This is a genomic window from Pseudomonas sp. HMSC08G10 (assembly GCF_001808425.1).
GTDB lineage: Bacteria > Pseudomonadota > Gammaproteobacteria > Pseudomonadales > Pseudomonadaceae > Aquipseudomonas > Aquipseudomonas guariconensis.
The window spans coordinates 93,069-116,886 of record NZ_KV793311.1; the positions used below are offsets into that span (position 1 = coordinate 93,069).

22 protein-coding genes and 1 pseudogene are annotated in these 23,818 nt (G+C 60.8%); 2 read left to right on the forward strand and 21 right to left on the reverse strand.

All coding sequences use genetic code 11. From position 1 onward, the window contains the following. Positions 1 to 78: 78 nt before the first annotated feature. From HMPREF3173_RS25305 to HMPREF3173_RS14830, 3 genes and pseudogenes are all read right to left on the reverse strand, one after another. Positions 79 to 1,131 carry a methyl-accepting chemotaxis protein gene (locus HMPREF3173_RS25305; protein ID WP_371906676.1) on the reverse strand — a complete coding sequence of 351 codons (1,053 nt, stop codon included), beginning with the start codon at positions 1,129 to 1,131 and terminating at the stop codon, positions 79 to 81. A 30-nt stretch (positions 1,132 to 1,161) separates the two neighbouring features. Beyond that, positions 1,162 to 1,704, reverse strand: a pseudogene (locus tag HMPREF3173_RS25310) (MCP four helix bundle domain-containing protein); the annotation flags it as partial. A 109-nt stretch (positions 1,705 to 1,813) separates the two neighbouring features. Next, complete coding sequence (locus tag HMPREF3173_RS14830; protein ID WP_070574179.1) at positions 1,814 to 2,821, reverse strand: amidohydrolase family protein; 1,008 nt, start codon at positions 2,819 to 2,821, stop codon at positions 1,814 to 1,816. Between the two features lie 115 nt (positions 2,822 to 2,936). Between HMPREF3173_RS14830 and HMPREF3173_RS14835 the strand changes: the two genes are divergently transcribed. Then, positions 2,937 to 3,800 (forward strand): pirin family protein, encoded by an 864-nt coding sequence (locus HMPREF3173_RS14835; protein WP_043211393.1) that lies wholly within the window; start codon positions 2,937 to 2,939, stop codon positions 3,798 to 3,800. A 122-nt stretch (positions 3,801 to 3,922) separates the two neighbouring features. Here HMPREF3173_RS14835 and HMPREF3173_RS14840 read toward each other — a convergent pair whose 3' ends face one another. From HMPREF3173_RS14840 to HMPREF3173_RS14855, 4 genes are all read right to left on the reverse strand, one after another. Beyond that, positions 3,923 to 4,648: a dienelactone hydrolase family protein gene (locus HMPREF3173_RS14840; RefSeq protein ID WP_043211395.1), complete on the reverse strand. Its 726-nt coding sequence runs from the start codon at positions 4,646 to 4,648 to the stop codon at positions 3,923 to 3,925. 55 nt (positions 4,649 to 4,703) lie between these two features. Continuing rightward, positions 4,704 to 6,611, reverse strand: a complete 1,908-nt coding sequence (gene htpG / locus HMPREF3173_RS14845; protein WP_043211396.1) for a molecular chaperone HtpG — start codon at positions 6,609 to 6,611, stop codon at positions 4,704 to 4,706. Positions 6,612 to 6,706: 95 nt separating this feature from the next. Beyond that, a complete protein-coding gene (locus HMPREF3173_RS14850; protein WP_070574181.1) occupies positions 6,707 to 7,165 on the reverse strand; it encodes a PaaI family thioesterase in 459 nt (152 codons plus the stop codon). Continuing rightward, positions 7,162 to 7,638 (reverse strand): PaaI family thioesterase, encoded by a 477-nt coding sequence (locus HMPREF3173_RS14855; RefSeq protein WP_070574183.1) that lies wholly within the window; start codon positions 7,636 to 7,638, stop codon positions 7,162 to 7,164. Before HMPREF3173_RS14855 ends, HMPREF3173_RS14850 begins: the two co-directional genes overlap by 4 nt. 158 nt (positions 7,639 to 7,796) lie before the next feature. On the opposite strand from HMPREF3173_RS14855, the gene HMPREF3173_RS14860 reads away from it, so the two are divergent. Next, the gene (locus tag HMPREF3173_RS14860) at positions 7,797 to 8,018 is read left to right on the forward strand and encodes a hypothetical protein (protein WP_043211402.1); all 222 of its coding nucleotides are present in this window, start codon (positions 7,797 to 7,799) and stop codon (positions 8,016 to 8,018) included. Between the two features lie 62 nt (positions 8,019 to 8,080). On the opposite strand, the gene HMPREF3173_RS14865 is transcribed toward HMPREF3173_RS14860, so the two are convergent. The 14 genes from HMPREF3173_RS14865 to sdhC all read right to left on the reverse strand — a co-directional run bounded on the left by HMPREF3173_RS14865 (position 8,081) and on the right by sdhC (position 23,814). Continuing rightward, the gene (locus HMPREF3173_RS14865; RefSeq protein WP_070574185.1) at positions 8,081 to 8,830 is read right to left on the reverse strand and encodes a DUF599 domain-containing protein; all 750 of its coding nucleotides are present in this window, start codon (positions 8,828 to 8,830) and stop codon (positions 8,081 to 8,083) included. A 196-nt stretch (positions 8,831 to 9,026) separates the two neighbouring features. Further along, a complete protein-coding gene (gene brnQ, locus HMPREF3173_RS14870) occupies positions 9,027 to 10,340 on the reverse strand; it encodes a branched-chain amino acid transport system II carrier protein (protein ID WP_070574187.1) in 1,314 nt (437 codons plus the stop codon). A 352-nt stretch (positions 10,341 to 10,692) separates the two neighbouring features. After that, complete coding sequence (locus HMPREF3173_RS14875) at positions 10,693 to 10,893, reverse strand: hypothetical protein (protein ID WP_070574190.1); 201 nt, start codon at positions 10,891 to 10,893, stop codon at positions 10,693 to 10,695. A gap of 27 nt (positions 10,894 to 10,920) precedes the next feature. Next, entirely contained in the window at positions 10,921 to 11,571 is a 651-nt protein-coding gene (locus HMPREF3173_RS14880) for a hypothetical protein (RefSeq protein WP_070574192.1), read from the reverse strand. Further along, positions 11,568 to 12,341: a hypothetical protein gene (locus tag HMPREF3173_RS14885; protein ID WP_139146857.1), complete on the reverse strand. Its 774-nt coding sequence runs from the start codon at positions 12,339 to 12,341 to the stop codon at positions 11,568 to 11,570. Before HMPREF3173_RS14885 ends, HMPREF3173_RS14880 begins: the two co-directional genes overlap by 4 nt. 139 nt (positions 12,342 to 12,480) lie before the next feature. Then, on the reverse strand, positions 12,481 to 13,365 hold the full coding sequence (sucD, locus tag HMPREF3173_RS14890) for a succinate--CoA ligase subunit alpha (RefSeq protein WP_043211414.1): 885 nt from the start codon (positions 13,363 to 13,365) through the stop codon (positions 12,481 to 12,483). Continuing rightward, the gene (gene sucC / locus HMPREF3173_RS14895) at positions 13,365 to 14,531 is read right to left on the reverse strand and encodes an ADP-forming succinate--CoA ligase subunit beta (RefSeq protein WP_011534748.1); all 1,167 of its coding nucleotides are present in this window, start codon (positions 14,529 to 14,531) and stop codon (positions 13,365 to 13,367) included. Before sucC ends, sucD begins: the two co-directional genes overlap by 1 nt. A 171-nt stretch (positions 14,532 to 14,702) precedes the next feature. Then, positions 14,703 to 16,139, reverse strand: a complete 1,437-nt coding sequence (gene lpdA, locus HMPREF3173_RS14900) for a dihydrolipoyl dehydrogenase (protein ID WP_043211417.1) — start codon at positions 16,137 to 16,139, stop codon at positions 14,703 to 14,705. Between the two features lie 96 nt (positions 16,140 to 16,235). Continuing rightward, entirely contained in the window at positions 16,236 to 17,453 is a 1,218-nt protein-coding gene (gene odhB / locus HMPREF3173_RS14905; protein WP_070574197.1) for a 2-oxoglutarate dehydrogenase complex dihydrolipoyllysine-residue succinyltransferase, read from the reverse strand. Between the two features lie 42 nt (positions 17,454 to 17,495). Then, positions 17,496 to 20,327 (reverse strand): 2-oxoglutarate dehydrogenase E1 component, encoded by a 2,832-nt coding sequence (locus HMPREF3173_RS14910; RefSeq protein ID WP_043211421.1) that lies wholly within the window; start codon positions 20,325 to 20,327, stop codon positions 17,496 to 17,498. Positions 20,328 to 20,573: 246 nt separating this feature from the next. Continuing rightward, entirely contained in the window at positions 20,574 to 21,278 is a 705-nt protein-coding gene (locus tag HMPREF3173_RS14915) for a succinate dehydrogenase iron-sulfur subunit (protein WP_043211423.1), read from the reverse strand. An 11-nt stretch (positions 21,279 to 21,289) separates the two neighbouring features. Continuing rightward, positions 21,290 to 23,062 (reverse strand): succinate dehydrogenase flavoprotein subunit, encoded by a 1,773-nt coding sequence (gene sdhA, locus HMPREF3173_RS14920; protein ID WP_043211425.1) that lies wholly within the window; start codon positions 23,060 to 23,062, stop codon positions 21,290 to 21,292. A 3-nt stretch (positions 23,063 to 23,065) separates the two neighbouring features. Then, on the reverse strand, positions 23,066 to 23,434 hold the full coding sequence (gene sdhD / locus HMPREF3173_RS14925) for a succinate dehydrogenase, hydrophobic membrane anchor protein (protein ID WP_043211427.1): 369 nt from the start codon (positions 23,432 to 23,434) through the stop codon (positions 23,066 to 23,068). Next, on the reverse strand, positions 23,428 to 23,814 hold the full coding sequence (gene sdhC, locus HMPREF3173_RS14930; protein ID WP_023628897.1) for a succinate dehydrogenase, cytochrome b556 subunit: 387 nt from the start codon (positions 23,812 to 23,814) through the stop codon (positions 23,428 to 23,430). Before sdhC ends, sdhD begins: the two co-directional genes overlap by 7 nt. Positions 23,815 to 23,818 lie beyond the last annotated feature (4 nt).

A 23,818-nucleotide genomic window follows, 5' to 3' on the forward strand; every position in this document is an offset into this window, starting at 1 on the left:
GCAACGAAAACGCCCCGACTGGTTCGGGGCGTTTTCGTTTGGCTGCAAGAACAGAGCGAGGGCCTTGCCCTTGCTGGGCTATACCGAAAACCTGTGCACCAGTGCGTTCAGATCCACCGCCAGCTGCGACAAGGCCTGGCTCGCCGCCGAGGTCTGCTCGGCCCCCGCCGAGGACTGGTGCGCCAGGTCACGGATGGTGGTCAGGTTGCGATCCACTTCGCGGGCCACCTGAGCCTGTTCTTCCGATGCACTGGCGATCACCAGGTTGCGTTCGTTGATCCGCGCTATGGCCGCCGTGATCGCCTCCAACGCCTCGCCTGCAGCATGGGCACCCTCGAGGGTCGAACGCGCCCGCTCATTGCTTTGTTGCATGCCGTGCACGGCACGTTCGGTGCCGGCCTGGATGGCAACGATCATCTGCTCGATCTCGCGGGTGGACGTCTGTGTGCGGTGGGCCAGCGCCCTTACCTCATCAGCCACCACCGCAAAGCCACGCCCCGCCTCTCCCGCCCGCGCCGCCTCGATAGCGGCATTGAGCGCCAACAGGTTGGTCTGTTCAGCAATAGCACCTATCACATCCAGCACCTTGCTGATGTCCTGAACCTGCTGGGCCAGTTGCCCGACCTCATCGGCATTGTCGGCCACGCCCGCCGCCAGGGACTCGATGGCATGTACGGTCGCCTGCACCTGTTCACGCCCCTGGCGGGCGATACGGTCGGACTCGCGGGAGGCCTCGGACGTCGCTACCGCATTGTTCGCCACCTCCTCCACTGCCGAGGTCATCTGGTTGACGGCCGTCGCCGCCTGTTCGATTTCCTGGCTCTGTTGCTGCAACCCTCGGGTAGCGTCCTCGGTAACCGCACTGAGCTGCTCGGAAGCTGAAGCCAATTGTCCCGCCGAATCGGAAATTCGTCCGATGGTGTCACGCAAGCTCTGCTGCATGACCTTGAGCGCCGCCTGCAGGCGCGCAGGCTCGTCCTCGCCCTGTACAGTGATCTGCGGCGTCAGGTCGCCCTTGGCGACCGTCTCGGCCACCTGCAACGACTGCCCCAGCGGCCGCACGATACTGCGTGTCAGGGCCAGCGCCAGGACCACGGTCATGGTCACCGCCACCAGTAACAATCCCCACACCCAGACCTTGGCCCCTGCGTAGACCGCCTCGGCAAGATCCGTGGCGCGATCGGCATGGTGGATGTTCAGCTCGATCAGTTCGTTGAGGGTCGCGGTCATCTGGTCAGCGAACTGGTTCATCTCGCCGTTGACCAAGGTCGCCGCCGCATCGGTGCGCCCTTCGCCCGCCAGTTGCATTACCTGGCCCTGCAGGTCCAAGTATTGGCGTTCAAGCCCTTGGTAGCGAGTGAGCAGCGTGTGCTCTTCCGGCAACACGATCAGCGCCTTATAGCGCTGCTGGACTTCGTTCAAGCCGGCTTTGAGTTCTTCGATACGCGCACGGTTCTGCTGTTGTGCCGCCGGCGCCGGGTCGATCAGCAGGCGCAAGGTCAGGGCGCGGATTCGCAACATGTCCTGAGTCATGCGCCCGACCGAAATGACACTGGGCAACCAGTTGTCGTCCACCTGCTCGGCTTGCTGGCGCATCTGTGTCATCTGTTGGAGAGAAAAGCCCCCGAGCAGGGCGACCAGCAAGGCCATCAGGCCAAAGCCAAGCCCCGCACGGGGGGCGATATTCAAACGTCTCAGACTCATGTACAGCTCCCTCTGCCACGTTGTCGTTGTTATAGACACTATCGGGGAGGGGCCGAATTTGCTTAAGACGAAAAGGCAATATCAAAGGGCCAGAATCAAGCGGCACGCATTATTTTGGTGCACCCGGTAGCACTGACAGAAAATTCGTGTGCGCCACACGGTTGGCCACTTCGACCGGCAGCGCATCGAGGAAGGCATCAAAACCGTGCATCTGCTCGCCGATTCCGGAAAAGCGCCCGACCACATCCGAACCGAGCATGAAACGCCCCGGGAACCGCTCGACCAGCTTGACCCATGCCTCGTGCGGCCTGCCCTGCCCGTCCAGCAAGTAAGGCTCGCGCATGCTCCAGGACAGGTCGATATACAGGTTCGGGTAGTCTTCGAGCAGCCGAGTGAGCACCGGCAGGAGGAAGTTCATCTGTGTCTGGTGCCGATGGATTTCCGCGCTGGTACCGGCATGGGCCCAGATGAAGCGGGTGTGTGGATGGTTACGCAGTGGCTCTTCGATCTCCGCCAGGTAAAGCGGGTTGCGCTCGCGCTTGGAGGTGATATTGGAATGGATGAGCACCGGCAAGTCACGCTCGGCCGCCAAGTGATAGATCCGCGTCATGGCCTCATTGTTGGCTCTGGGTGTATCGCCACTGGTGAGCGCAGTCAGATCGTCATGACGGGTGAACACCTCGCCAATGCCCTGCCACAGCCCTGGGTACAGCTCGAGCATGCGCTCGATATGACTGACAGCGTTCTTGTCCACCGGATTGAAGCCGCTGAGAAACGGATGCAGGCGTCGGCGCTGCTGCGGCGGCAACTGCTGCACCGCAGCGGCGACGTAGACATCGGTGGCGCTGTACCAGTAGGCGTCCGCATCATCACCGGCGTAGTAGCGCGGGCGCTTGGGCTCATCTTCATGCCACTTCTTGGCCACGGGAATGCCCGCGATCATGGACTGCTCGACCCCAGCCTCGTCCATGGCCTTGAACAGCGCAGCCATGCCCTCGCTCTCTTGGAAGAAGTCTACGTAGTGCAGGTGGGCATCACTGTAGCGGTAATCCCGGGCCTGCGCCGTCAGGCACATGCCGGCGGACAACAACAGGCAGGCCAGCGCTCTGGCGATCATGGTGGTCTTCCTCTGCGGCGGTGAAAAGAGTAGACCCGTACCTGCGCGAGGCGGTTCAGCCCGCTTCGCTGAACCGCTATGCTTGAGGCATCCGTTGCCCGCCTGGAGCCCTGTCATGAGCCGCCCCCTGATCATTCACCCGCGCGCCGAATCGGTCGAGGGCCAACCGATCCTGCGCCCACTGCCATCGGCCCAGTGCCGCAGCGTGGGGCCCTTCGTGTTCTTCGACCACATGCTCGATACCCGCTATGCCCCCGGCAGCGGCATGGACATCCGCCAACACCCGCATATCGGCCTGTCGACCCTGACCTACTTGTTTGAAGGCGAAATCCTGCACAAGGACAGCCTGGGCTCCGAACAGCGCGTCCTGCCCGGCGATGTCAGCTGGATGACCGCTGGCAGCGGCGTCGCTCACGTCGAGCGCACTCCCGCCGATGCCTTGAGCAGGGGTTCGCGCCTGCATGGCCTACAGGTATGGCTGGCTTCGCCCCGCGAGAATGAGCAAGGGCCGCCCAGCTACAGCCATCATCCGGCCGACAGCCTACCGGTCAGCGACAATCTGGGCGTAAGCATCCGCATGATCGCAGGCCAAGGGTTTTGTCTTGAATCCCCAGTGCCGGTGCTCTCCCCTACCCTGTACGCCCTGGTGCAAATGCAGGCGGCCACCACGCTCAACGTGCCCCTCGAACATGCCGAGCGTGCCCTCTACCTGCTCGACGGCGAGCTGCTGCTGGGCGAGGACGAGGTCGAGCCATGCAACCTGCTGGTACTGCCCGAAGGCGAAGAAGTGACGCTGTATGCACAAAGCGAGTGCCAGCTGGTGCTGATCGGTGGCGCGCCACTGGATGGGCCACGGCGGATGAACTGGAACTTCGTGGCCAGCGATCCGGAACTGATCGAACAGGCCCGGGCGCGCTGGGCTGCGGGGGATTGGCCGACAGTGCCGGGGGAAACATCGCGGATCGAATTGCCGCGTTGAGAGGGCCGCCATGTGGTCAACGCAGGCCTCGCAAGGACCCAAGGGGCTTGTGGCGTTGTAGCGCAGCAGATCCGTGGGCGCTGGCGTAGCCTGCGATGGGCTGCCGCGCAGCCCTTGCCCAGTCAGCGCTGGAACACTTCGTCCAGCAGGTTATGCATGGCACGGAACGCACGCTCGCTGGTACGGCGGTCGTATTGCATCTTGCCGGGCACGTTGGCGGACGGGTCGGTGAACGAGTGCACCGCACCGCCATAACTGAGCAATTGCCAGTCGACCTTGGCCGCGTTCATCTCCTCCTCGAACGCCGGCAACTGCTCCTTGGGCACCAGCGGGTCGGAAGCACCGTGCAACACCAGCACAGAGCCTTTTATGCGCTGGGCATCGGCCGGGTTCGGCGTATCCAGCGTCCCGTGGAACGACACTGCCGCCCGTAGGTCGGCGCCGGTACGGGCCAGCTCCAGGGCGCAGCAACCACCGAAACAGAAGCCAAAGGTCGCCACCTTGCCCGGCTCCAGCAATGCCTTGGACTGCCCGAGCAATTGTGCCAAGGCTTCCTGCATGCGCTTGCGCAGTTCGCCACGGTCATTCTTGAGCGGCATCATCGCCGCGCCCGCCTCGTCGGCATTGGATGGACGAACCGATTGTCCGTAAAGGTCAGCGACCAGCACCACATACCCCTGACTGGCCACTTCCTTGGCAATCCGTTCGGCGCCTTCGCCGACGCCCATCCAGTTCGGCGCCATCACCAGGCCCGGCTGGGGCAGCGCGCCCGGCTCATAGACCAGACGGCTCTCGTAAGCCTTGCCCGCATGGTGATAGACCAGCGATTCGACGATTACCTTGCTCATCAAACTCCTCCTTGCACCATGAAAAAAGCCCGCCGAAGCGGGCTTTGTCTTCAACTCAAGCAGACAATTCGACCAACAGCTTGTTCAGGCGACGAACGTAGGCCGCCGGGTCCTTCAAGCTGTCACCCGCTGCCAGCGCAGCCTGGTCGAACAGGATGTGGGAAAGCTCCGCAAAGCGGTCCTCGCTCTGTTCGTTATCCAGCTTCTCGATCAGCGGGTGGCTCGGGTTGAACTCGAAGATCGGCTTGGAATCCGGCACCTTCTGACCACTGGCCTCGAGGATCTGGCGCATCTGCAGGCCCAGGTCCTGCTCGCCGATGGCAAGGATCGCCGGCGAGTCGGTCAGACGATGCGAGACACGCACTTCGGCGACACTCTCACCCAAGGCGGTCTTCAGGCGCTCGACCAGGCCTTCCTTCTCCTTGGCGACTTCTTCCTGGGCCTTCTTGTCTTCCTCGGAGTCCAGCTTGCCCAAGTCCAGGTCGCCACGGGCGACATCGACAAAGGCCTTGCCGTCGAACTCGTTGAGGTAGCTCATCAGCCACTCGTCGATGCGGTCAGTCAGCAGGAGAACCTCGATGCCTTTCTTGCGGAAGACTTCCAGATGCGGACTGTTCTTGACCTGTGCATAGGACTCGCCGGTAAGGTAGTAGATCTTGTCCTGGCCTTCCTTGGCGCGGGCCAGGTAGTCCGCCAGCGCAACGCTCTGCTCGCCGCTTTCGTCGGCGGTCGAGGCAAAGCGCAGCAGGCCGGCAATCTTCTCCTTGTTGGCGAAGTCTTCGGCCGGGCCTTCCTTCATCACCTGACCGAAGTTCTTCCAGAAGCTCTTGTACTGTTCAGGCTCGTTCTTCGCCAGTTTCTCCAGCATGTCCAGCACGCGCTTGGTCAAGGCCGACTTCATCGAGTCGATGATCGGATCCTTCTGCAGGATTTCGCGCGAGACGTTCAGCGACAGATCATTGGAATCGACCACGCCCTTGATGAAACGCAGATAAAGCGGCAGGAACGACTCGGCCTGGTCCATGATGAATACGCGCTGCACATACAGCTTCAGGCCACGCGGCGCTTCGCGCTGGTACAGGTCGAACGGTGCGCGGGCCGGCACGTACAGCAGCGAGTTGTACTCCAGCTTGCCTTCGACCTTGTTGTGGCTCCAGGCCAGCGGGTTCTCGAAGTCATGGCCGATGTGCTTGTAGAACTCCTGGTACTCCTCGTCCTTGATCTCGGTACGCGGACGGGTCCACAGGGCGCTTGCGCGGTTGACGGTTTCCCATTCCTGGGCAGGCTTTTCTTCGCCTTCGGCGGTCTCGACGTGCTGCTTGGGCAGTTCGATCGGCAGAGCAATATGGTCGGAGTATTTCTTGACGATGTTGCGCAGGCGCCAACCATCGGCGAACTCTTCTTCGCCCTTCTTCAAGTGCAGGACAATACGGGTACCGCGTTGCGGCTTGTCGAGCGTGGCGACTTCGAACTCGCCTTCACCCTTGGACGACCAGTGGACACCCTCGGCGGCAGGAAGACCTGCGCGACGGCTGTAGACATCGACCTTGTCGGCGACGATGAACGCCGAATAGAAGCCGACGCCGAACTGGCCGATCAGGTGCGAGTCCTTCTTCTGGTCACCGGTCAAGTTCTTCATGAAGTCGGCAGTGCCGGACTTGGCGATGGTGCCCAGGTGCGTGATGACGTCTTCACGGCTCATGCCGATACCGTTGTCCTCGAGGGTCACGGTGCCGGCGTCCTTGTCGAAGCTCACGCGGATCTTCAGCTCGGCGTCGCCTTCGAGCAGCTCTGGCTTGGCCAGCGCTTCGAAACGCAGCTTGTCGGCGGCGTCAGAGGCGTTGGAAATCAGCTCACGCAGGAAGATCTCCTTGTTCGAATACAAGGAATGGATCATGAGGTGCAGCAGTTGCTTTACCTCGGTCTGGAAGCCCAGGGTTTCTTTTTGAGTTTCCACACTCATGGTCTTCAAAACTCCGATCTGTTGGCGGTGGCCGCCTGGCGCCCCTCGAAGGGCTGCGTTGGCGGCGGATGTCCAGCAGATGGGGGCTGGCCTGACTATTTCAAGGGCTTTTCCGGTTCAATCTTGAAATGAGCACGCGCGGTAGCGATCGGTGAGTCGGGGTCGGCCTGCCAGGCGGTGATGGCGACGTTGGTCACTCGACGCCCCTGGCGCCAGAGCTGACAACGCGCGAACGTGTCGCGATAGTGCCCGGCCCGCAGGTAATCGATGGAGAAATCGATGATCTTGGGAATGCTGGCGCTCTCACTGTAGATCAGTAGGTAAAGGGCCGCGGAGAGTTCCATGAAGCCTGCGATCACCCCGCCATGGATCGCGGGCAGCAAGGGATTGCCAATGTTGTCCTGGCTCGCCGGCAGACGAAACAGCAAGTCATCGCCCTGGCGCTCGCACTCGATGCCGATGAGTCCGGCGTAGGGAATCAGCCCCAGCAAAGGTCGGTAATTGCCGACGGCGTGGGCTTCGTTGAGCTGGAGGCGAACATCAGCAGGAATCATGACCTCTCCTCCTTGAGGCTGTTGCCGAAGCGGATGCCACCCTTGATCTCCTGCCCCAGACGCATGAAGGTGCCGACCACATGACAAATCGGGCGTGACGGGTCGTCCTGGTAGGCAGTGCCGCGGGTAAAGATCACGTCGCGGGTCACCCGGTAGCACTGCGCATGGCCGTGGATATCCTTGCCCGCCTCGGCCGGGTGCATATAGTCGATGCGAAGGTCCAGCGTCGGGCAGACCTCGAAGCGCGGCAGGGCGCACAAGGTGGCCATGCCACAGGTGGTGTCCATCAGCGTGGTCAGGGCACCGCCGTGCACCGCGCCGGTCTGCGGATTGCCGACGATGGCCACAGACCAAGGCAGCACCAGTGTCATGCCTTCGGTATCGGCGTGGTGCACTCGCATCTGCAATAACTGACAATGTTTCAATGCGGACAGAAAGCGTTCGGCCATGGCCCGCAGGTCTGTATCTGTCATGGGGCAACCTGTTTTTGTGAGGCTATTCACTCTGCACAAATCCGAGGAAAAGTCTATCTGGATCCACGCTATATATATCTGTAATCTTCGCGGAACTTATTCCACTTACTTGAGCTCGAATGGAACAAGTAAGTTATTCCACCAAGGAGAGACACCCCATGCGTAAACCTTTTGCTTTTGCCCTGATGCTGGCCGCTGCCATGGGCCTGGCCGCTTGCGACAAGGCGAGCGAAAACAAGGCTCCGGAAACCAAGACCGAGCAAGCCGCCCCTGAAGCTGCCCCAGCTACCCCGGCTCCAGAAGCCGCTCCTGCTACCCCAGCTCCGGAAGCCACTCCTGCTCCGGAAACCGCTCCAAGCGAAGAGCCGGCCAAGCAGTAAGCAGCACTTAAAAAAAACCCGACACTGTCGGGTTTTTTTATGCCTGGCGTTCAGGGAAGGGGTCAGCTAGCCGGGCTGGCAGGCTCTTTGAGCCCCTCCCCGGCCACCGGCTCGGTGGGCGTGAATACCATTACCTCGAGCACATCGGAATGAAACTCCCGGCGATAGAGAATCAGCACCACGCAGACACTGGTGACCATGAACAACCAAGGGCTGATGAACCAGGTCAGCATGGCCATTCCGAAGTAATACGAACGCAGCCCGAAGTTGAACTGGTTGGCTGCCAGTGATAATACCCGCGCCGCTCTAGATGCAAATGCCTTGCGCTCCAACTCACTGACTTGTCGCTCACCGATCATGGGCGCAGAACCCACCAGAACAGCGGCGAAGTTGTACTGGCGCATGCACCAACTAAAAGTGAAGAAGGCATAGACGAACACCATTGCCAGCCCCAGCAGCTTGATTTCCGACATGCCTTGGGACGCCTGCTGCACCAGAGGCAGGTCGGCCAGCAACGACAGCGCGCGGTCCGATGCCCCGAGCACGGTGAGGATACCGGCAAGGATGATCAGCGTACTGGAGGCGAAGAACGAGGCGTTACGCTCCAGATTACCGATCACGCTGGCGTCGGCGATGCGGTTGTCGCGCATCAGCATGCGGCGCATCCAGTCTTCCCGGTACAAGTGCAGCACGCTGGCCAGGCACGCTGTGTCGCGCCCCTTCCAAATCGCATAGCGGGTGTAGCCACCCCAGCAGAGGGCGAACCAGCAGGCCGCTACCCAGTGGCTCAGATTGCTTTGAATGAAGCTCATGCAGGCTCCTGATCGTTCAAGTCCTGAGAATATTGAAGTCCGCTTTTCGACGCACGGCGGTCAGAAAAGACACGCTCTGGAAACAAAACGTAGCAAGAAAAAAACCCCGTATCCGAATGGATACGGGGTTGGCGTTTTGACCATCGACTGGCGCCCTTTGGCTTGTGGCCGGCGCCAGCGCTCTGGCTTCAACGTATCAGGCCAGCGCCTCGCGGGGCTTGCCCAGCATGCGATCGCATGCCACGGCCAGGCCCAGGGTGATGACCGACGGCACCAGCCAGGCCAGGCCCTGATCGCTCAGCGGCAGATGGGCCATGGCGCCCGGCAGCATGTGCGCCAGGTTGCTGCCCTTGATGGCATCGACCATGCCGAACAGCAGCGACACCAGCATTACCGGCGCCAGGATGCGCACCGGCGAGTTCCACAGCTCTTTGACGAAGCTCAGGCCCACCACAACGATGCAGGGCGGGTAGATGGCGGTCAGCACCGGGATCGAGAACAGGATCAGCTTGGTCAGGCCGAGATTGGAGATCAGCAGCGAGAAACCGGCCAGGATCACTACCAGTGCACGGTAGGACAGCGGCAGGATCTGGCTGAAGTACTCGGCACAGGCGCAGGTCAGGCCCACGGCGGTCACCAGGCATGCCAGTGCGATCAGCACCGCGAGGAAGCCACTGCCCAGCGAGCCGAAGGTGTGCTGCACGTAAGCATGCAGGACCGCAGCGCCGTTGGTCGCACCCATGGCGATGTCATGGCTGCCGGCACCCAATCGGAACAGGCTGATGTACACGAGCGCCAGGCCCACGCCAGCGATCAGGCCAGCGATGATGGCGTAACGGGTGATGAGCTTCGGCGACTCCACACCGCGCGAGCGGATGGCATTGACGATGACGATCCCGAAGACCAGCGCACCCAGGGTGTCCATGGTCAGGTAGCCATTGATGAAGCCTTGGGAGAACGGCGCGGCCACATAGGCCGGCTGCGCCTCACCGATGGTACCGGCCGGCAGCGCGAAGGCAGCGATGCCCAGCACAGCCAGGGCAATGATCTTCAACGGGGCCAGGAACCGGCCGACGGTATCGAGCAGCTTGCCCGGATACATCGACACGGCCAGCACCACGATGAAGTAGACCAGGCTGTAGATGAACAGGGCCAACGGGCTTTCACCCGTCAGCGGTGCCACACCGACCTCGAACGAGACTGTAGCTGTACGGGGGGTGGCGAACAACGGGCCCACCGACAGGTAGCACACGGCCGCCAGCAGGCCGCCGAAGAACTTGCCGATCGGGCTGCTCAGAGCGTCCATGCCGCCGCCGACCTTGGCCAGGGCAACCACGGTGATGACCGGCAGACCCACAGCGGTGACGAGGAAGCCAAGGGCTGCCATCCAGACATGTGGGCCGGATTGCAAACCAACGATAGGCGGGAAGATGATGTTGCCCGCGCCGACGAAAAGCGCAAACGTCATAAAGCCAAGCGCCAGGATATCCTGGCCTTTCAACACTTTCATTTAGGGTAGTACCACACTGCTGAAATCGGGGTTCGAGAAGGGATTTCCCCAGGGGTATGGGAAAATGCTGCCCGGCTTGATAGGCCAGACCCGTTTAGCGTGTCGTTCCCTTTTGGGGGACGGGCACAGAGTGAACGCGTAGGTTAACCGTTTTACCCGGTAAACGCACTGGCACAGGCCTGCTTGTCCGATGTGCGTATGTTCTTGTCGTCTGGGTGACTCTGTGACACGGTTAATGCTGGCATATAGGATCAGGCCCGTCTGCCTTAAAATCCCTATCAAATCGATCGATTTTTCTTACAAGTTACACAAACCTGCCGAAAACGCCGGCTTGTCCTCGGCAGGTCATTCCTCAAAGCGGTTTGTCAGCCGCGTCTACCCCAACGCTCTGCCAAAAGCGTTTGATTTCATGAATGTTGCCAAAGTTGTAGCGTGGCCCGGTGTAAAAACCACCGTCACCGGAACAAAAAATTTCGGAGTCGACGCCGGTCTGCGGCAAGGTTTCGCTACCAGCGCTGTATAGACGGGCTTGCGCCCAAACAGGTTTGTGCATGATTTTCTACCTTTTTCACGGTTTACATCAGGATTGATGTGCTTGCCACAGCGCCTGGATGCGCTGGTGTATATGTTGTTCCTGCGAACCAAGTCCCGAATAGATCGGCCGCAGTTGCTCATCGAAACACCACTCCTGCCGCCCATTTCGGCTCGCGGCAGGAACAGCGACCATCAATGCCAACGACAGGGAAAACTCCTCGGGAGGAATCTGATAATGCAGGTCCTCAAAGGCACGCATATGTAGGAGCTTGCCTGGGCTCAAGCGAACTTCTTCAGGCTCGCCCAGTACGGGCCTAGTCCGCGCGTCGACCTGCGCTGCATTGAGTATCGGGTACTTCATGGTTCGGTAGCCGCAGCCTTGATAACCCACGGCATACAGTTCGAAATCATGGGTATGCGGCACGCCATAGATGAAGGTTTGCCGCTCAGCCTGCGCTTGGGCCGGCAACCAGCAGGTCATTCGCAGCGAGACGTACTGCGAGGCATGCAACGCAAAACCGTACGGGCTGTACACCTGCTCCCCCCGGCTGAAGGCGTGTTGCTGGATGTGCTCATACATGCACTCCCCAAGCAGGCTGCGATTCTGCGCAAGCGCCAGAAGGTCGGCGCTGATCGCGTCCTGCTCTCGCTCAAGATCCCGCTGCTCGAGTCGCTCGATGAAGGTGTCCAGTTTCATGCCGCCCCCAGCCCAAGGTAGTTCGACAGCATGTCATCGAGTGCAGGGTCGGATAGTGAGCGAAGGACCTTCAGATAATGCTCAAGATGCCCTGGAGCCAATCTCATCAACACCTCGAAAGCCCGCCAACGGACAGCCGAATGGTGGTGATAGATCAGCTCACCTGCCACAGCTTCCAGATACGGATCCTCGATGCGCTGGAGTGCATCGAGCCACACAAGAAAGCGCGAAACCTGCGGATCGGCGGGAAACCAGGCGATACGTGCCAGCGTGGTGCGGTCGAACACCTCGATGTCACTGCCGGGGCTTGGCAGGTTCAGGCTGAAGACCAGACGCTCTGGCCGTTCACCTGGGCATAGCGCCACCACCTTACAAGCACCGTCTACAAGCACGGGCGCTTGGGGTGTCACCTCCACCTTCACACCGTTGCACAGGCGGTCGGATTCGCGGTTGAACAGCCATAGGGGGTATTCGAAGCCCTGGGGTGCAAACCAGATGCTGTAACCCGAAGTGGAATACAGATGATCCGCTGTCGAGCGCACCCGCGTGACATCCAGTGCAACAGGTTCATGTGGGGCATTGAGTCGTAGACGCTCACTGAAATGAGCGACCGTGCCACACAACATGGCCTTGCTCCCAGGCTCGCCCTGGTCTTTCATGCGTTGATCAAAACCCTGCCATGCGGCGTTGACGAATGCACGCATGTCGGTACACCTCACCTGTTCCAACAGGACGGCCGGTTCGGGTTTCCTACTCAGCAATGCTTCCATGAAGTTTTCTTTCATCCGCTCTTCTGATCTCGAGCGGGATGATCTCTGACATGGATAACGTCATTAAGATGGAAGTAATCCCCTGAAACGACAAAGGCCACCCGAGGGTGGCCTTTGTGCGCGTGGGGGGTAAAGCGTATTACTTCTTCATTTCCCAACCGGTCAGCTCGGCCAGCGCCTTGCCGATATCGGCCAGGGAACGCACGGTTTTGACACCAGCGTCCTGGAGGGCGGCGAACTTCTCGTCCGCAGTACCCTTGCCACCGGAGATGATGGCGCCAGCGTGGCCCATGCGCTTACCCGCAGGCGCGGTAACGCCGGCGATGTAGGAAACGACAGGCTTGGTCACGTTGGCCTTGATGTAGGCCGCGGCTTCTTCTTCAGCAGAACCGCCGATTTCACCGATCATAACGATCGCTTCGGTCTGCGGATCTTCCTGGAACAGCTTCAGGATATCGATGAAGTTGGAGCCTGGGATCGGGTCACCACCGATACCAACGCAGGTCGACTGACCGAAACCTGCGTCGGTGGTCTGCTTGACCGCTTCGTAGGTCAGGGTGCCGGAACGGGAAACGATACCGACCTTGCCTGGCAGGTGGATGTGGCCTGGCATGATGCCAATCTTGCACTCGCCCGGGGTGATGACACCTGGGCAGTTAGGGCCGATCAGGCGTACACCCAGCTCGTCGCACTTGACCTTGGCGTCCAGCATGTCGAGGGTAGGAATACCCTCGGTAATGCAGACGATCAGCTTGATGCCACCGAAGGCAGCTTCCAGGATCGAGTCTTTGCAGAACGGAGCCGGAACATAGATGACCGAAGCTTCGGCGCCGGTGGCCTCAACCGCTTCCTTCACGGTGTTGAATACCGGCAGGCCCAGGTGCGTGGTGCCACCCTTGCCTGGGGTTACGCCGCCAACCATCTTGGTGCCGTAGGCGATGGCTTGTTCGGAGTGGAAAGTACCCTGCGAGCCGGTGAAACCCTGGCAGATGACTTTGGTGTCTTTATTGATCAGGACGCTCATTACTTGCCCTCCGCAGCTTTGACAACTTGTTGAGCAGCGTCGGTCAGGCTGGTTGCCGCAATGATGTTCAAACCGCTTTCTGCCAGTACTTTAGCGCCCAGTTCGGCGTTGTTGCCTTCGAGGCGAACGACGACCGGAACTTTAACGCCGACTTCTTTCACTGCACCGATGATGCCTTCGGCAATCATGTCGCAACGAACGATGCCGCCGAAGATGTTGACCAGAACGGCCGCGACATTGCTGTCGGACAGAATGATCTTAAACGCTTCGGTAACGCGCTCTTTGGTAGCACCACCGCCAACGTCGAGGAAGTTGGCTGGCTTGCCGCCGTGCAGGTTGACGATGTCCATGGTACCCATGGCCAGACCGGCACCGTTGACCATGCAGCCGATGTTGCCTTCCAGGGCAACGTAGTTCAGTTCGAACTTGGCAGCGTGAGCTTCACGGGCGTCGTCCTGGGACGGGTCGTGGAAGGTCTTCAGCTTTGGCTGACGGTACATGGCGTTGGCGTCGATGTTGATCTTGGCATCGAGGCAGTGCAGGTCGCCGTCGGCCTTGATGACCAGCGGGTTCACTTCCAGCAGGGCCAGATCGTGATCCTTGAACAGCTTGGCCAGGCCAACGAAGATCTTGGCGAACTGTTGAACTTGCTTGCCTTCCAGACCCAGCTGGAACGCCAGTTCACGACCTTGGAACGGCTGAGCGCCGACCAGCGGATCGATGGTAGCCTTGAGGATCTTCTCGGGAGTTTCGTGAGCGACTTTCTCGATGTCCACGCCACCTTCGGTGGAAGCCATGAACACGATACGGCGGCTCGAACGATCGACTACAGCGCCCAGGTACAGCTCTTTGGCGATGTCAGTGCAGGATTCGACCAGGATCTTGGAAACTGGTTGACCGTTGGCATCGGTCTGGTAGGTGACCAGGTTCTTGCCGAGCCACTGTGCAGCGAACGCCTTGGCGTCTTCCTTGCTGCGAACCAGCTTGACGCCGCCCGCCTTACCGCGACCACCAGCGTGGACCTGGGCCTTTACGACCCACTCGGAACCGCCGATCTTGTCGCAGGCTTCTGCAGCTTGCTCAGGGGTATCGACTGCGAAACCCTTGGAAACTGGCAGGCCGTATTCAGCGAACAGCTGTTTACCCTGATACTCGTGAAGATTCATGCTTTTTACCGTCTTCGTTAGGTACTGCGCTTCGGCGCTGCGCCATCACTGGCGCCGCACCACCTGTGACCGTTGACCCCGGGTTTCCCGTGTGATCCGGTCCGGCGGACGTTCCGCGGTGAGTCTTGCACGCAAGACCCACGACGGGCAGCCCGCCGTGGTTTCTTATAATTAACGCTTCTTACGGTTGGCGACGTGAATGGCGCCGCCATTCACAGCCAGCGCTGCTTCATGCAGCGCTTCGGACAGGGTCGGATGGCTGAAGACCATCATGCCCAGATCCTCGGCACTGGTGCCGAATTCCATTGCGATCGCGCCTTGCTGAACCAGCTCGGCGGCCGATGGGCCGATCACGTGAACACCCAGGACGCGGTCGGTCTTGGCATCGGCGATAACCTTGACGAAACCGCCGGTATCGTTGGCTGCCATCGCACGGCCGCTGGCCGCGAACGGGAAGGTGCCCACGTTAACCTCAACGCCCTCGGCCTTCAAGGCCTGTTCGGTCTTGCCGACCCACGCGATTTCCGGGTGGGTATAGATGACCGACGGAATCAGGTCGTAGTTCATCTGGGCTTTGTGGCCCTTGATGCGCTCGACGACCATGATGCCCTCTTCCGAGGCCTTGTGCGCCAGCATCAGACCACGGACCACGTCACCGATGGCGTAGACGCCCGGTACGCTGGTCGCGCAGTAGTCGTCGACGTAGATGTAGCCACGCTCGTCGATGGTCACACCGCTGTCGGCAGCCAGCAGGTCGGTGGTCACCGGACGACGGCCTACGGCCACGATCAGTTTGTCGAAGACGATCTTCTGCTCGCCATTGGCGTCGGTGTAGGTGACTTCGACTTCTTCGCCATTGACCTTCGAGCCAGTCACACGGGCGCCCAGCTTGATGTCCAGGCCTTGCTTGGTCAGGGTCTTCTGGGCTTCCTTGGAAACCGCGGTGTCAGCGGCCATCAGGAAGGTGTCCAAGGCTTCCAGGACGGTCACCTGGGCACCCAGGCGGGACCATACCGAACCCAGCTCCAGACCGATCACGCCTGCGCCGATGACGCCCAGACGCTTCGGTACCGATTGGAATTCCAGGGCGCCGGTGGAATCGACGATGACTTTCTGGTCGACCGGAGCAGGCGGAATGTCGATCGGACGCGAGCCGGAGGCCAGAATCACGTTCTCGGCTTCGATGACTTCGGTGGTGCCGTCAGCCTTGGTGACTTCGACTTTCTTGCCAGCCAGCAGTTTGCCGTGACCTTGGATGGAGGTAACACCGTTGGCCTTGAACAGGGTGGCAACACCACCGGTCAGGTTCTTGACGATGCCAGCCTTGCGTCCAACCATCGCAGCAACGTCCATCTTCACTTCGCCAGTGGAGATACCGTGGACGTTGAAGCTCTCTTTGGCCTCCTTGTACTTCCAGGAGCTGTCCAGCAGGGCCTTGGAAGGAATGCAACCCACGTTCAGGCAGGTACCGCCCAGGGCCAGTTTGCCCTCGGCGTCGGTGTATTTCTCGATGCAGGCGGTCTTGAGGCCGAGCTGAGCAGCCTTGATCGCGGCCACGTAGCCGCCAGGACCTGCACCAATCACCACTACGTCGAATTTCTGGGTCATAAAAGATTCCTTTTTAGCTTCAAGCGGCAAGTTGCAAGCCGCAAGACTGGCAAGCTTCGACGTGAAGCTTGCCGCTTGCAGCTTGCAGCTGCGCGATTAGATGTCCAGCAGCAGACGAGCCGGATCTTCCAGCAGATTCTTGATGGTCACCAGGAAGGTTACCGCTTCCTTGCCGTCGATCAGGCGGTGATCGTAGGACAGCGCCAGGTACATCATCGGGCGAATGACCACTTGGCCGTTGATGGCCATCGGACGCTGGATGATGTTGTGCATGCCCAGGATGGCAGCCTGCGGCGGGTTGACGATCGGGGTCGACATCATCGAGCCGAAGGTACCACCGTTGGTGATGGTGAAGGTACCGCCAGTCATCTCTTCGATGGCCAGTTTGCCTTCGCGGGCCTTCTTGCCGAAGGTGGCGATGCCGTTCTCGATCTCGGCCAGCGACATCGATTCGGCGTTGCGCAGGACAGGAACCACCAGGCCGCGGTCGCTGGAGACGGCAACGCCGACGTCAGCATAACCGTGGTAGACGATGTCGTTGCCATCGATCGAGGCGTTGACGGCCGGGAAGCGCTTCAGTGCTTCGGTGGCAGCCTTGACGAAGAACGACATGAAGCCCAGGCGTACGCCGTTGTGGGACTTCTCGAACAGGTCCTTGTACTTCGAGCGCAGGGCCATGACTTCGGTCATGTCCACTTCGTTGAAGGTGGTCAGCATGGCCATGCTCGACTGGGCTTCGACCAGACGCTCGGCGATCTTGGCGCGCAGACGGGTCATCGGCACACGCTTCTCGGTGCGATCGCCTGCGGCGGTGACCACTGGCGCAGCAGCGGCAGGCTTGGCAGCCGGAGCGGCGGCAGGCGCGGCCTTCTTGTTGGCGATGGCGGCAACCACGTCTTCCTTGGTGACGCGGCCACCTTTACCGGTGCCGGCAACCGAAGCCAGATCGATGCCGTTCTCTTCAGCCAGCTTGCGAGCGGCTGGAGCGGCGATCGGGTCTTCTTCGCCAGCGTCCGCGGCAGCGGCAGCCGGAGCAGCAGCGGCCGGGGCGGCAGCAGGGGCGGCGGCGGCAGCGCCACCTTCAACGATCGAACCCAGGACTTCGTCGGACAGGACGGTATCGCCCTCGCCCTTGACGATGTCGCCCAGCACGCCGTCGGCGGTGGCCAGAACTTCCAGGACGACCTTGTCGGTCTCGATGTCGACGATCAGCTCGTCACGCTTGACGGCATCGCCCGGCTTCTTGTGCCAGGTGGCAACGGTGCCGTCGGCGACCGATTCCGGGAAGGTTGGGGCTTTGATCTCGATAGCCATTATCAGTGTTTCCTTAAATTCGGTTTCAGGTGCGCGAAGGCGTTAGACAGTGAAAGCATCCTGCAGCAGTTTTTCCTGCTGCTCGGCGTGCATCGAAGCGTAGCCACAGGCTGGCGCGGCGGAAGCGTCGCGACCGGCGTATTCCAGGACCAGCGCCTTGTTGTGGCGGGTCAGGATACGGCGCATGTGATGCTGGCTGCTGTACCAGGCGCCCTGGTTCATCGGCTCTTCCTGACACCAGACCGCGTGCTTGAGGTTGGTGTAAGGCGCCAGGATTTCCACCAGGTCGTCCTCAGGGAACGGATACAGCTGCTCGATACGCACGATGGCGATGTCTTCGCGGCCTTCGGCACGGCGCTTTTCCAGCAGATCGTAGTAGACCTTGCCGCTGCACAGCACGAGGCGCTCGACCTTGGCCGGATCGAGAGTGTCGATTTCCGGGATAACGGTCTGGAACGAACCTTCGGCCAGATCTTCCAGGGTCGAGACGGCCAGCTTGTGGCGCAGCAGCGACTTCGGCGTCAGGACGATCAGCGGCTTGCGCAGCGGACGGATGACCTGGCGACGCAGCAGGTGGTAGATCTGAGCCGGAGTGGTCGGTACGCAGACCTGGATGTTGTGCTCGGCGCACAGCTGCAGGTAACGCTCCAGACGCGCCGAGGAGTGCTCGGGACCCTGGCCTTCATAGCCATGCGGCAGCAGCATGGTCAGGCCGCACAGACGACCCCACTTGTGCTCGCCACTGGTGATGAACTGGTCGATCACGACCTGAGCACCGTTGGCGAAGTCACCGAACTGGGCTTCCCAAATCACCAGCGCGTTCGGCGTGGTGGTGGAGTAGCCATATTCGAAGGCCAGTACCGCCTCTTCCGACAGGAAGGAGTCGTACAGCTCGAACTTCGGCTGGCCCGGGAACAGATTCTGCAGCGGTACGTAGGTGCTGGCGTCCTTCTGGTTGTGCAACACCGCATGGCGGTGCGAGAAGGTGCCACGACCGATGTCCTGGCCGGTCATGCGGATCGGGTGACCTTCGAACTGCAGGGTGGCGTAGGCCATGGTCTCTGCGTAACCCCAGTTGATCGGCAAGCCACCGGCCTGCATCTTCTGGCGGTCTTCGTAGATCTTCGCGACCTGACGTTGGACGACGAAGCCTTCCGGCAGCTCGAGCAGCTTGGCCGACAGGTCCTGCAGGGTCTTGAGGTCGAAGCGGGTGTCGTGACGTGCAGTCCAGGCATGGCCCAGGTACGGACGCCAGTCGACGAACAGCTCGCGGTTCGGCTCCTTGACCAGGCTCTTGACCACGTGCAGACCGTTGTCCAGGGCGTTGCGGTACTCGTCGATCTTGGCCTGGGCGCGCTCGGCATCGATGCGACCGGCCTGGATCAGCGCGTCGGCGTACAGCTCACGGGTGGTGCGCTGCTTGCTGATCTGCTGGTACATCAGAGGCTGGGTACCATTCGGTTCGTCGGCCTCGTTGTGGCCGCGACGACGGTAGCAGACCAGGTCGATGACCACGTCACGCTTGAACTGCATGCGATAGTCGATGGCCAGCTGGGTGACGAACAGCACCGCTTCCGGATCATCGCCGTTCACGTGCAGGATCGGCGCCTGGATCATCTTGGCGACGTCGGTAGCGTACTCGGTGGAGCGCGAGTCCAGCGGGTTGGAGATGGTGAAGCCAACTTGGTTGTTGATCACGATGTGCACGGTCCCGCCGGTCTTGAAACCGCGAGTCTGCGACATCTGGAAGGTTTCCATGACCACGCCCTGCCCGGCGAACGCAGCGTCACCGTGGATCGAGATCGGCAGAACCTTGTCACCCACGGTGTCGTTGCGACGGTCCTGGCGGGCGCGCACCGAACCTTCCACCACCGGCGAGACGATTTCCAGGTGGGAGGGGTTGAACGCCATGGCCAGGTGGACTTCGCCACCGGGGGTCATCACGTTGGAGGAGAAGCCCTGGTGATACTTCACGTCACCGGAGCCCAGCTCGTTCATCTTCTTGCCTTCGAACTCGTCGAACAGCTCGCGCGGGTTCTTGCCGAAGGTGTTGACCAGCACGTTCAGGCGGCCGCGGTGGGCCATGCCGATCACGACCTCCTTGGTGCCGTAGGAGCCGGAGCGCTGGATCATTTCGTCCAGCATCGGGATCAGGCTTTCGCCGCCCTCGAGACCGAAACGCTTGGTCCCCGGGTACTTGGTGCCCAGGTACTTTTCCAGGCCTTCGCCCGCGGTGACGCGCTCGAGCAGGTGAGTCTGCACGTCAGCGGAGAATTCAGGACGGCCACGAACGCTTTCCAGACGCTGCTGGAACCAGCTGCGCTGCTCGGAATCGACGATGTGGGTGAACTCGGCGCCGATGGTGCGACAATATGTCTTCTGCAGCGCATCGAAAATTTCGCGTAGGCTCGCTTCCTCTTTGCCGATGAACAGGTCACCGGTACGGAAGGTCGTATCAAGGTCGGCATTGGTCAAGCCGTAGTGATTGATCGACAGGTCTACGGGCGCAGGACGCTGCCACAACCCCAACGGGTCGAGCTTGGCAGCCTGATGGCCGCGCATACGATAGGCCTGGATCAGTCGCAGAACTTCAACCTGCTTCTTCTCGTGTTCACTGCTCACGCTCCCGGCGGATACCGGTTGGGCGCGGCGCTGGTTCTTTGCCAGCAGTACGAAATGGTCGCGGATTGTAGAGTGCGATACATCGGTAGCGGTGCTGCCGTCGGCGGGCAACTTCTGGAAGTAGGTGCGCCACTCTTCTGGCACAGCGTTAGGGTCGTGCAGGTAGAGCTCATAAAGCTCTTCCACATATGCAGCGTTACCACCTGAAAGGTGGGCGCTTTCCCACATGCGCTGCATCACGCTTTCTTGCATGCTTGGTCACCCTCGGTTAGGGGACTGATCGGCAAAAGCCACAGCAAACCTGGAAAAGTCCGAACACAGCGACTGAACCACGCCACCTGGATCCTGCTGATTTTCCGGGTACCAGCCCGGAAGCCCCTGCTGGTCTCATATCTTCATAGGTAATGAGCGCGGGCTTTGTGGGCCCTTGCTCGGGTTTTACCTTGGTGCGGGCTCAGCGCCCGCACCTCGGCTTACTGCAGGTGCAACATTTTTGAATCAGGTGCCGCTTTGCAGCAGCATGTTACGTACGTGACCGATTGCCTTGGTCGGGTTCAGACCTTTCGGGCAAACGTTTACGCAGTTCATGATCCCGCGGCAGCGGAATACGCTGAACGGGTCATCCAGGGACGCCAGGCGCTCCTGAGTCTTGGTATCGCGGCTGTCGGCCAAGAAGCGGTAGGCCTGCAGCAACGCGGCGGGGCCCAGGAACTTGTCCGGGTTCCACCAGAACGACGGGCAGGAAGTCGAGCAGCAAGCACACAGGATGCACTCGTACAGACCGTCCAGCTTGTCGCGGTCTTCCGGCGACTGCAGACGCTCGATGGCCGGGGCCGGCGTGTCGTTCTGCAGGAACGGCTTCACCTTCTCGTACTGCTTGTAGAAGATGCTCATGTCGACGACCAGGTCACGAATGACCGGCAGACCTGGCAGCGGGCGCAGAACGAGCTTGTTGCCCTTGACCACCGACGACAGCGGAGTGATGCAGGCCAGGCCGTTCTTGCCGTTGATGTTCATGCCATCGGAACCGCAAACGCCTTCACGGCAGGAGCGACGGTACGAGAAGCCCTCGTCCTGCTCCTTGATCAGTGCCAGCACGTCCAGAACCATCAGATCCTTGCCACCGGTATCGACCTGGAAGGTCTGCATCTTCGGCGCCGAATCGGTATCCGGGTTGTAACGATAAACTTCGACTTGCAACATAGCGGCCACCCTTAGTAAGTCCGGACTTTCGGTTCGAAGGCAGGAACTGTCTTCGGCGCAAAGTTGACGCCACGCTTGGCAACGCGCTTCTCACCCGGGTAGTACAGGGTGTGGCACAGCCAGTTCTCGTCGTCACGGTCTTCGTAGTCTTCACGGGCGTGAGCACCGCGAGACTCTTTACGGGCTTCGGCCGCGATGGCGGTAGCTTCGGCGACTTCCAGCAGGTTCTGCAGCTCCAGCGCTTCGATACGCGCGGTGTTGAAGGCCTGGGACTTGTCGTTGATCTTGACGTTAGCGATACGCTCGCGCAGGCCAGCCAGCTGAGCGATACCCTTCTGCATGTATTCGCCAGTACGGAATACACCGAAGTAGTTCTGCATGCAGCTCTGCAGCTCGCGCTTGAGGCTGGCAACGTCTTCGCCAGTGGTGCGCTCGTTGAGCTTGTTCAGGCGGTTCAGGGCTACGTCGACGTCGGTGTCGCTGGCGTCGCGGTATTCGACGCCTTCGGTCAGCGCCTTCTCCAGGTGCAGACCAGCTGCACGGCCGAAGACCACCAGGTCCAGCAGCGAGTTGCCGCCCAGACGGTTGGCACCGTGAACCGATACACAAGCCACTTCACCTACAGCGAACAGGCCTGGGATGATCTGATCCTTGCCTTCGGCGTCCATGGTGATGGCCTGGCCATGAATGTTGGTGGCGATACCACCCATCATGTAGTGGCAGGTCGGGATGACCGGAACCGGCGCGACCACAGGGTCGACGTGAGCGAAGGTCTTGGACAGTTCGCAGATGCCTGGCAGGCGGCTGTGCAGCACCTCCTCGCCCAGGTGATCCAGCTTCAGCAGCACGTGGTCCTTGTTCGGGCCCACGCCGTTGCCGGCGATGATTTCCTTGACCATGGAACGGGCGACGACGTCGCGGCCAGCCAGGTCTTTGGCGTTCGGCGCGTAACGCTCCATGAAGCGCTCGCCGTGGGCGTTGATCAGGTAGCCACCCTCACCGCGGCAACCCTCGGTGACCAGTACACCGGCACCGGCGATGCCGGTCGGGTGGAACTGCCACATTTCGATGTCCTGCACCGGCACGCCGGCACGCAGGGCCATACCGACACCGTCACCGGTGTTGATCAGGGCGTTGGTGGTCGAGGCGTAGATACGACCCGCACCGCCAGTGGCCAGTACGGTAGCCTTGGACTTGATGTACAGAGTTTCGCCGGTTTCGATGCAGATCGCGATCACGCCGACAAAAGCGCCGTCCTGGTTCTTCACCAGATCAACGGCATAGTACTCGTTGAGGAAGGTGGTGCCTGCTTTCAGGTTGCCCTGGTACAGGGTATGCAGCAGCGCGTGACCGGTACGGTCGGAAGCGGCGCAGGTACGGGCGGCCTGGCCACCCTTGCCGAAGTCCTTGGACTGGCCACCGAACGGACGCTGGTAGATACGGCCAGTTTCGGTACGCGAGAACGGCAGACCCATGTGGTCCAGCTCGAAGACCGCAGCAGGGCCTTCCTGACACATGTACTCGATAGCGTCCTGGTCACCGATGTAGTCGGAACCCTTGACGGTGTCGTACATGTGCCAGCGCCAGTCGTCGTTCGGGTCGGCCGAAGCGATGGCGCAGGTGATGCCGCCCTGGGCGGATACAGTGTGCGAACGGGTCGGGAAGACCTTGGTGACTACGGCAGTCTTGTGACCGCCCTGGGCCAGCTGCAGCGCAGCGCGCATGCCGGCACCGCCGCCACCGATGATGATGGCGTCGAAAGAAATGGTTGGAATGCTAGCCATGGATCAGATACCCCAGAGAATCTGCACACCCCAGACGAAGTACGCGAACATCGCAACGCCGCACACAGCCTGGAACAGGAAACGAATCGCAGTCGCCGACTTGCCGAAGGACATCGGCGTCAGGTAGTCGGTGGCAATGGTCCACATGCCGACCCAGGCGTGAGCGCCCAGGGCAACGAGTGCCAGCAGACTGAAGATACGCATCGCGTTGTTGGAGAACAGACCGTGCCACTGGGCATAGTCAAGACCCGGGTGAACGGCGACGTAGCCGATCAGGAAGATGAAGTAAGCCGCGAGAACGACCGCAGATACGCGCTGCGCCATCCAGTCATAGAGGCCCGAACGCGACAGGTTCGTGACATTAGTTACCATACCCAAACTCCCGCCAGAACGATCAGCACCACGGAGATGACGATCACGATTTTCGAGCCCAGCTTGCCGCCCTCGAGCGTCTCACCGACACCCATGTCCATGATCAGGTGGCGTACACCTGCAACGAGGTGGTACAGCAGGCCGGACAGCAGGCCCCAAGTCACCAGCTTGGCCAGCGGACTGGTCAGACACGCCTTCACCTCGGCAAAGCCTTCCTCGGAACCCAGCGACTTGCCCAATGCATAAAGCATGATGGCCAGGCCAAGGAACAGGATGACGCCGGAGATACGGTGAAGAATGGACGTGTACGCGGTGATCGGGAGTTTGATGGTCCTTAGGTCTAGGTTTACAGGTCGTTGGCTTTTCACGGCTTTTTTCACACTG

Coding starts and splice junctions, on each gene's coding strand:
- HMPREF3173_RS14875 (WP_070574190.1), bottom strand. CDS start 10,893: ATGCACAAACCTGTTTGGGCGCAAGCCCGTCTATACAGCGCTGGTAGC.
- HMPREF3173_RS14840 (WP_043211395.1), bottom strand. CDS start 4,648: ATGAGCAAGGTAATCGTCGAATCGCTGGTCTATCACCATGCGGGCAAG.
- HMPREF3173_RS14910 (WP_043211421.1), bottom strand. CDS start 20,327: ATGCAAGAAAGCGTGATGCAGCGCATGTGGGAAAGCGCCCACCTTTCA.
- HMPREF3173_RS14865 (WP_070574185.1), bottom strand. CDS start 8,830: ATGAGCTTCATTCAAAGCAATCTGAGCCACTGGGTAGCGGCCTGCTGG.
- sdhA (WP_043211425.1), bottom strand. CDS start 23,062: ATGGCTAGCATTCCAACCATTTCTTTCGACGCCATCATCATCGGTGGC.
- HMPREF3173_RS14915 (WP_043211423.1), bottom strand. CDS start 21,278: ATGTTGCAAGTCGAAGTTTATCGTTACAACCCGGATACCGATTCGGCG.
- HMPREF3173_RS14835 (WP_043211393.1), top strand. CDS start 2,937: ATGAGCCGCCCCCTGATCATTCACCCGCGCGCCGAATCGGTCGAGGGC.
- lpdA (WP_043211417.1), bottom strand. CDS start 16,139: ATGACCCAGAAATTCGACGTAGTGGTGATTGGTGCAGGTCCTGGCGGC.
- odhB (WP_070574197.1), bottom strand. CDS start 17,453: ATGGCTATCGAGATCAAAGCCCCAACCTTCCCGGAATCGGTCGCCGAC.
- htpG (WP_043211396.1), bottom strand. CDS start 6,611: ATGAGTGTGGAAACTCAAAAAGAAACCCTGGGCTTCCAGACCGAGGTA.
- HMPREF3173_RS14885 (WP_139146857.1), bottom strand. CDS start 12,341: ATGGAAGCATTGCTGAGTAGGAAACCCGAACCGGCCGTCCTGTTGGAA.
- brnQ (WP_070574187.1), bottom strand. CDS start 10,340: ATGAAAGTGTTGAAAGGCCAGGATATCCTGGCGCTTGGCTTTATGACG.
- sucC (WP_011534748.1), bottom strand. CDS start 14,531: ATGAATCTTCACGAGTATCAGGGTAAACAGCTGTTCGCTGAATACGGC.
- HMPREF3173_RS14860 (WP_043211402.1), top strand. CDS start 7,797: ATGCGTAAACCTTTTGCTTTTGCCCTGATGCTGGCCGCTGCCATGGGC.
- HMPREF3173_RS14850 (WP_070574181.1), bottom strand. CDS start 7,165: ATGATTCCTGCTGATGTTCGCCTCCAGCTCAACGAAGCCCACGCCGTC.
- sdhD (WP_043211427.1), bottom strand. CDS start 23,434: ATGGTAACTAATGTCACGAACCTGTCGCGTTCGGGCCTCTATGACTGG.
- HMPREF3173_RS14855 (WP_070574183.1), bottom strand. CDS start 7,638: ATGACAGATACAGACCTGCGGGCCATGGCCGAACGCTTTCTGTCCGCA.
- HMPREF3173_RS14880 (WP_070574192.1), bottom strand. CDS start 11,571: ATGAAACTGGACACCTTCATCGAGCGACTCGAGCAGCGGGATCTTGAG.
- sucD (WP_043211414.1), bottom strand. CDS start 13,365: ATGAGCGTCCTGATCAATAAAGACACCAAAGTCATCTGCCAGGGTTTC.
- HMPREF3173_RS14830 (WP_070574179.1), bottom strand. CDS start 2,821: ATGATCGCCAGAGCGCTGGCCTGCCTGTTGTTGTCCGCCGGCATGTGC.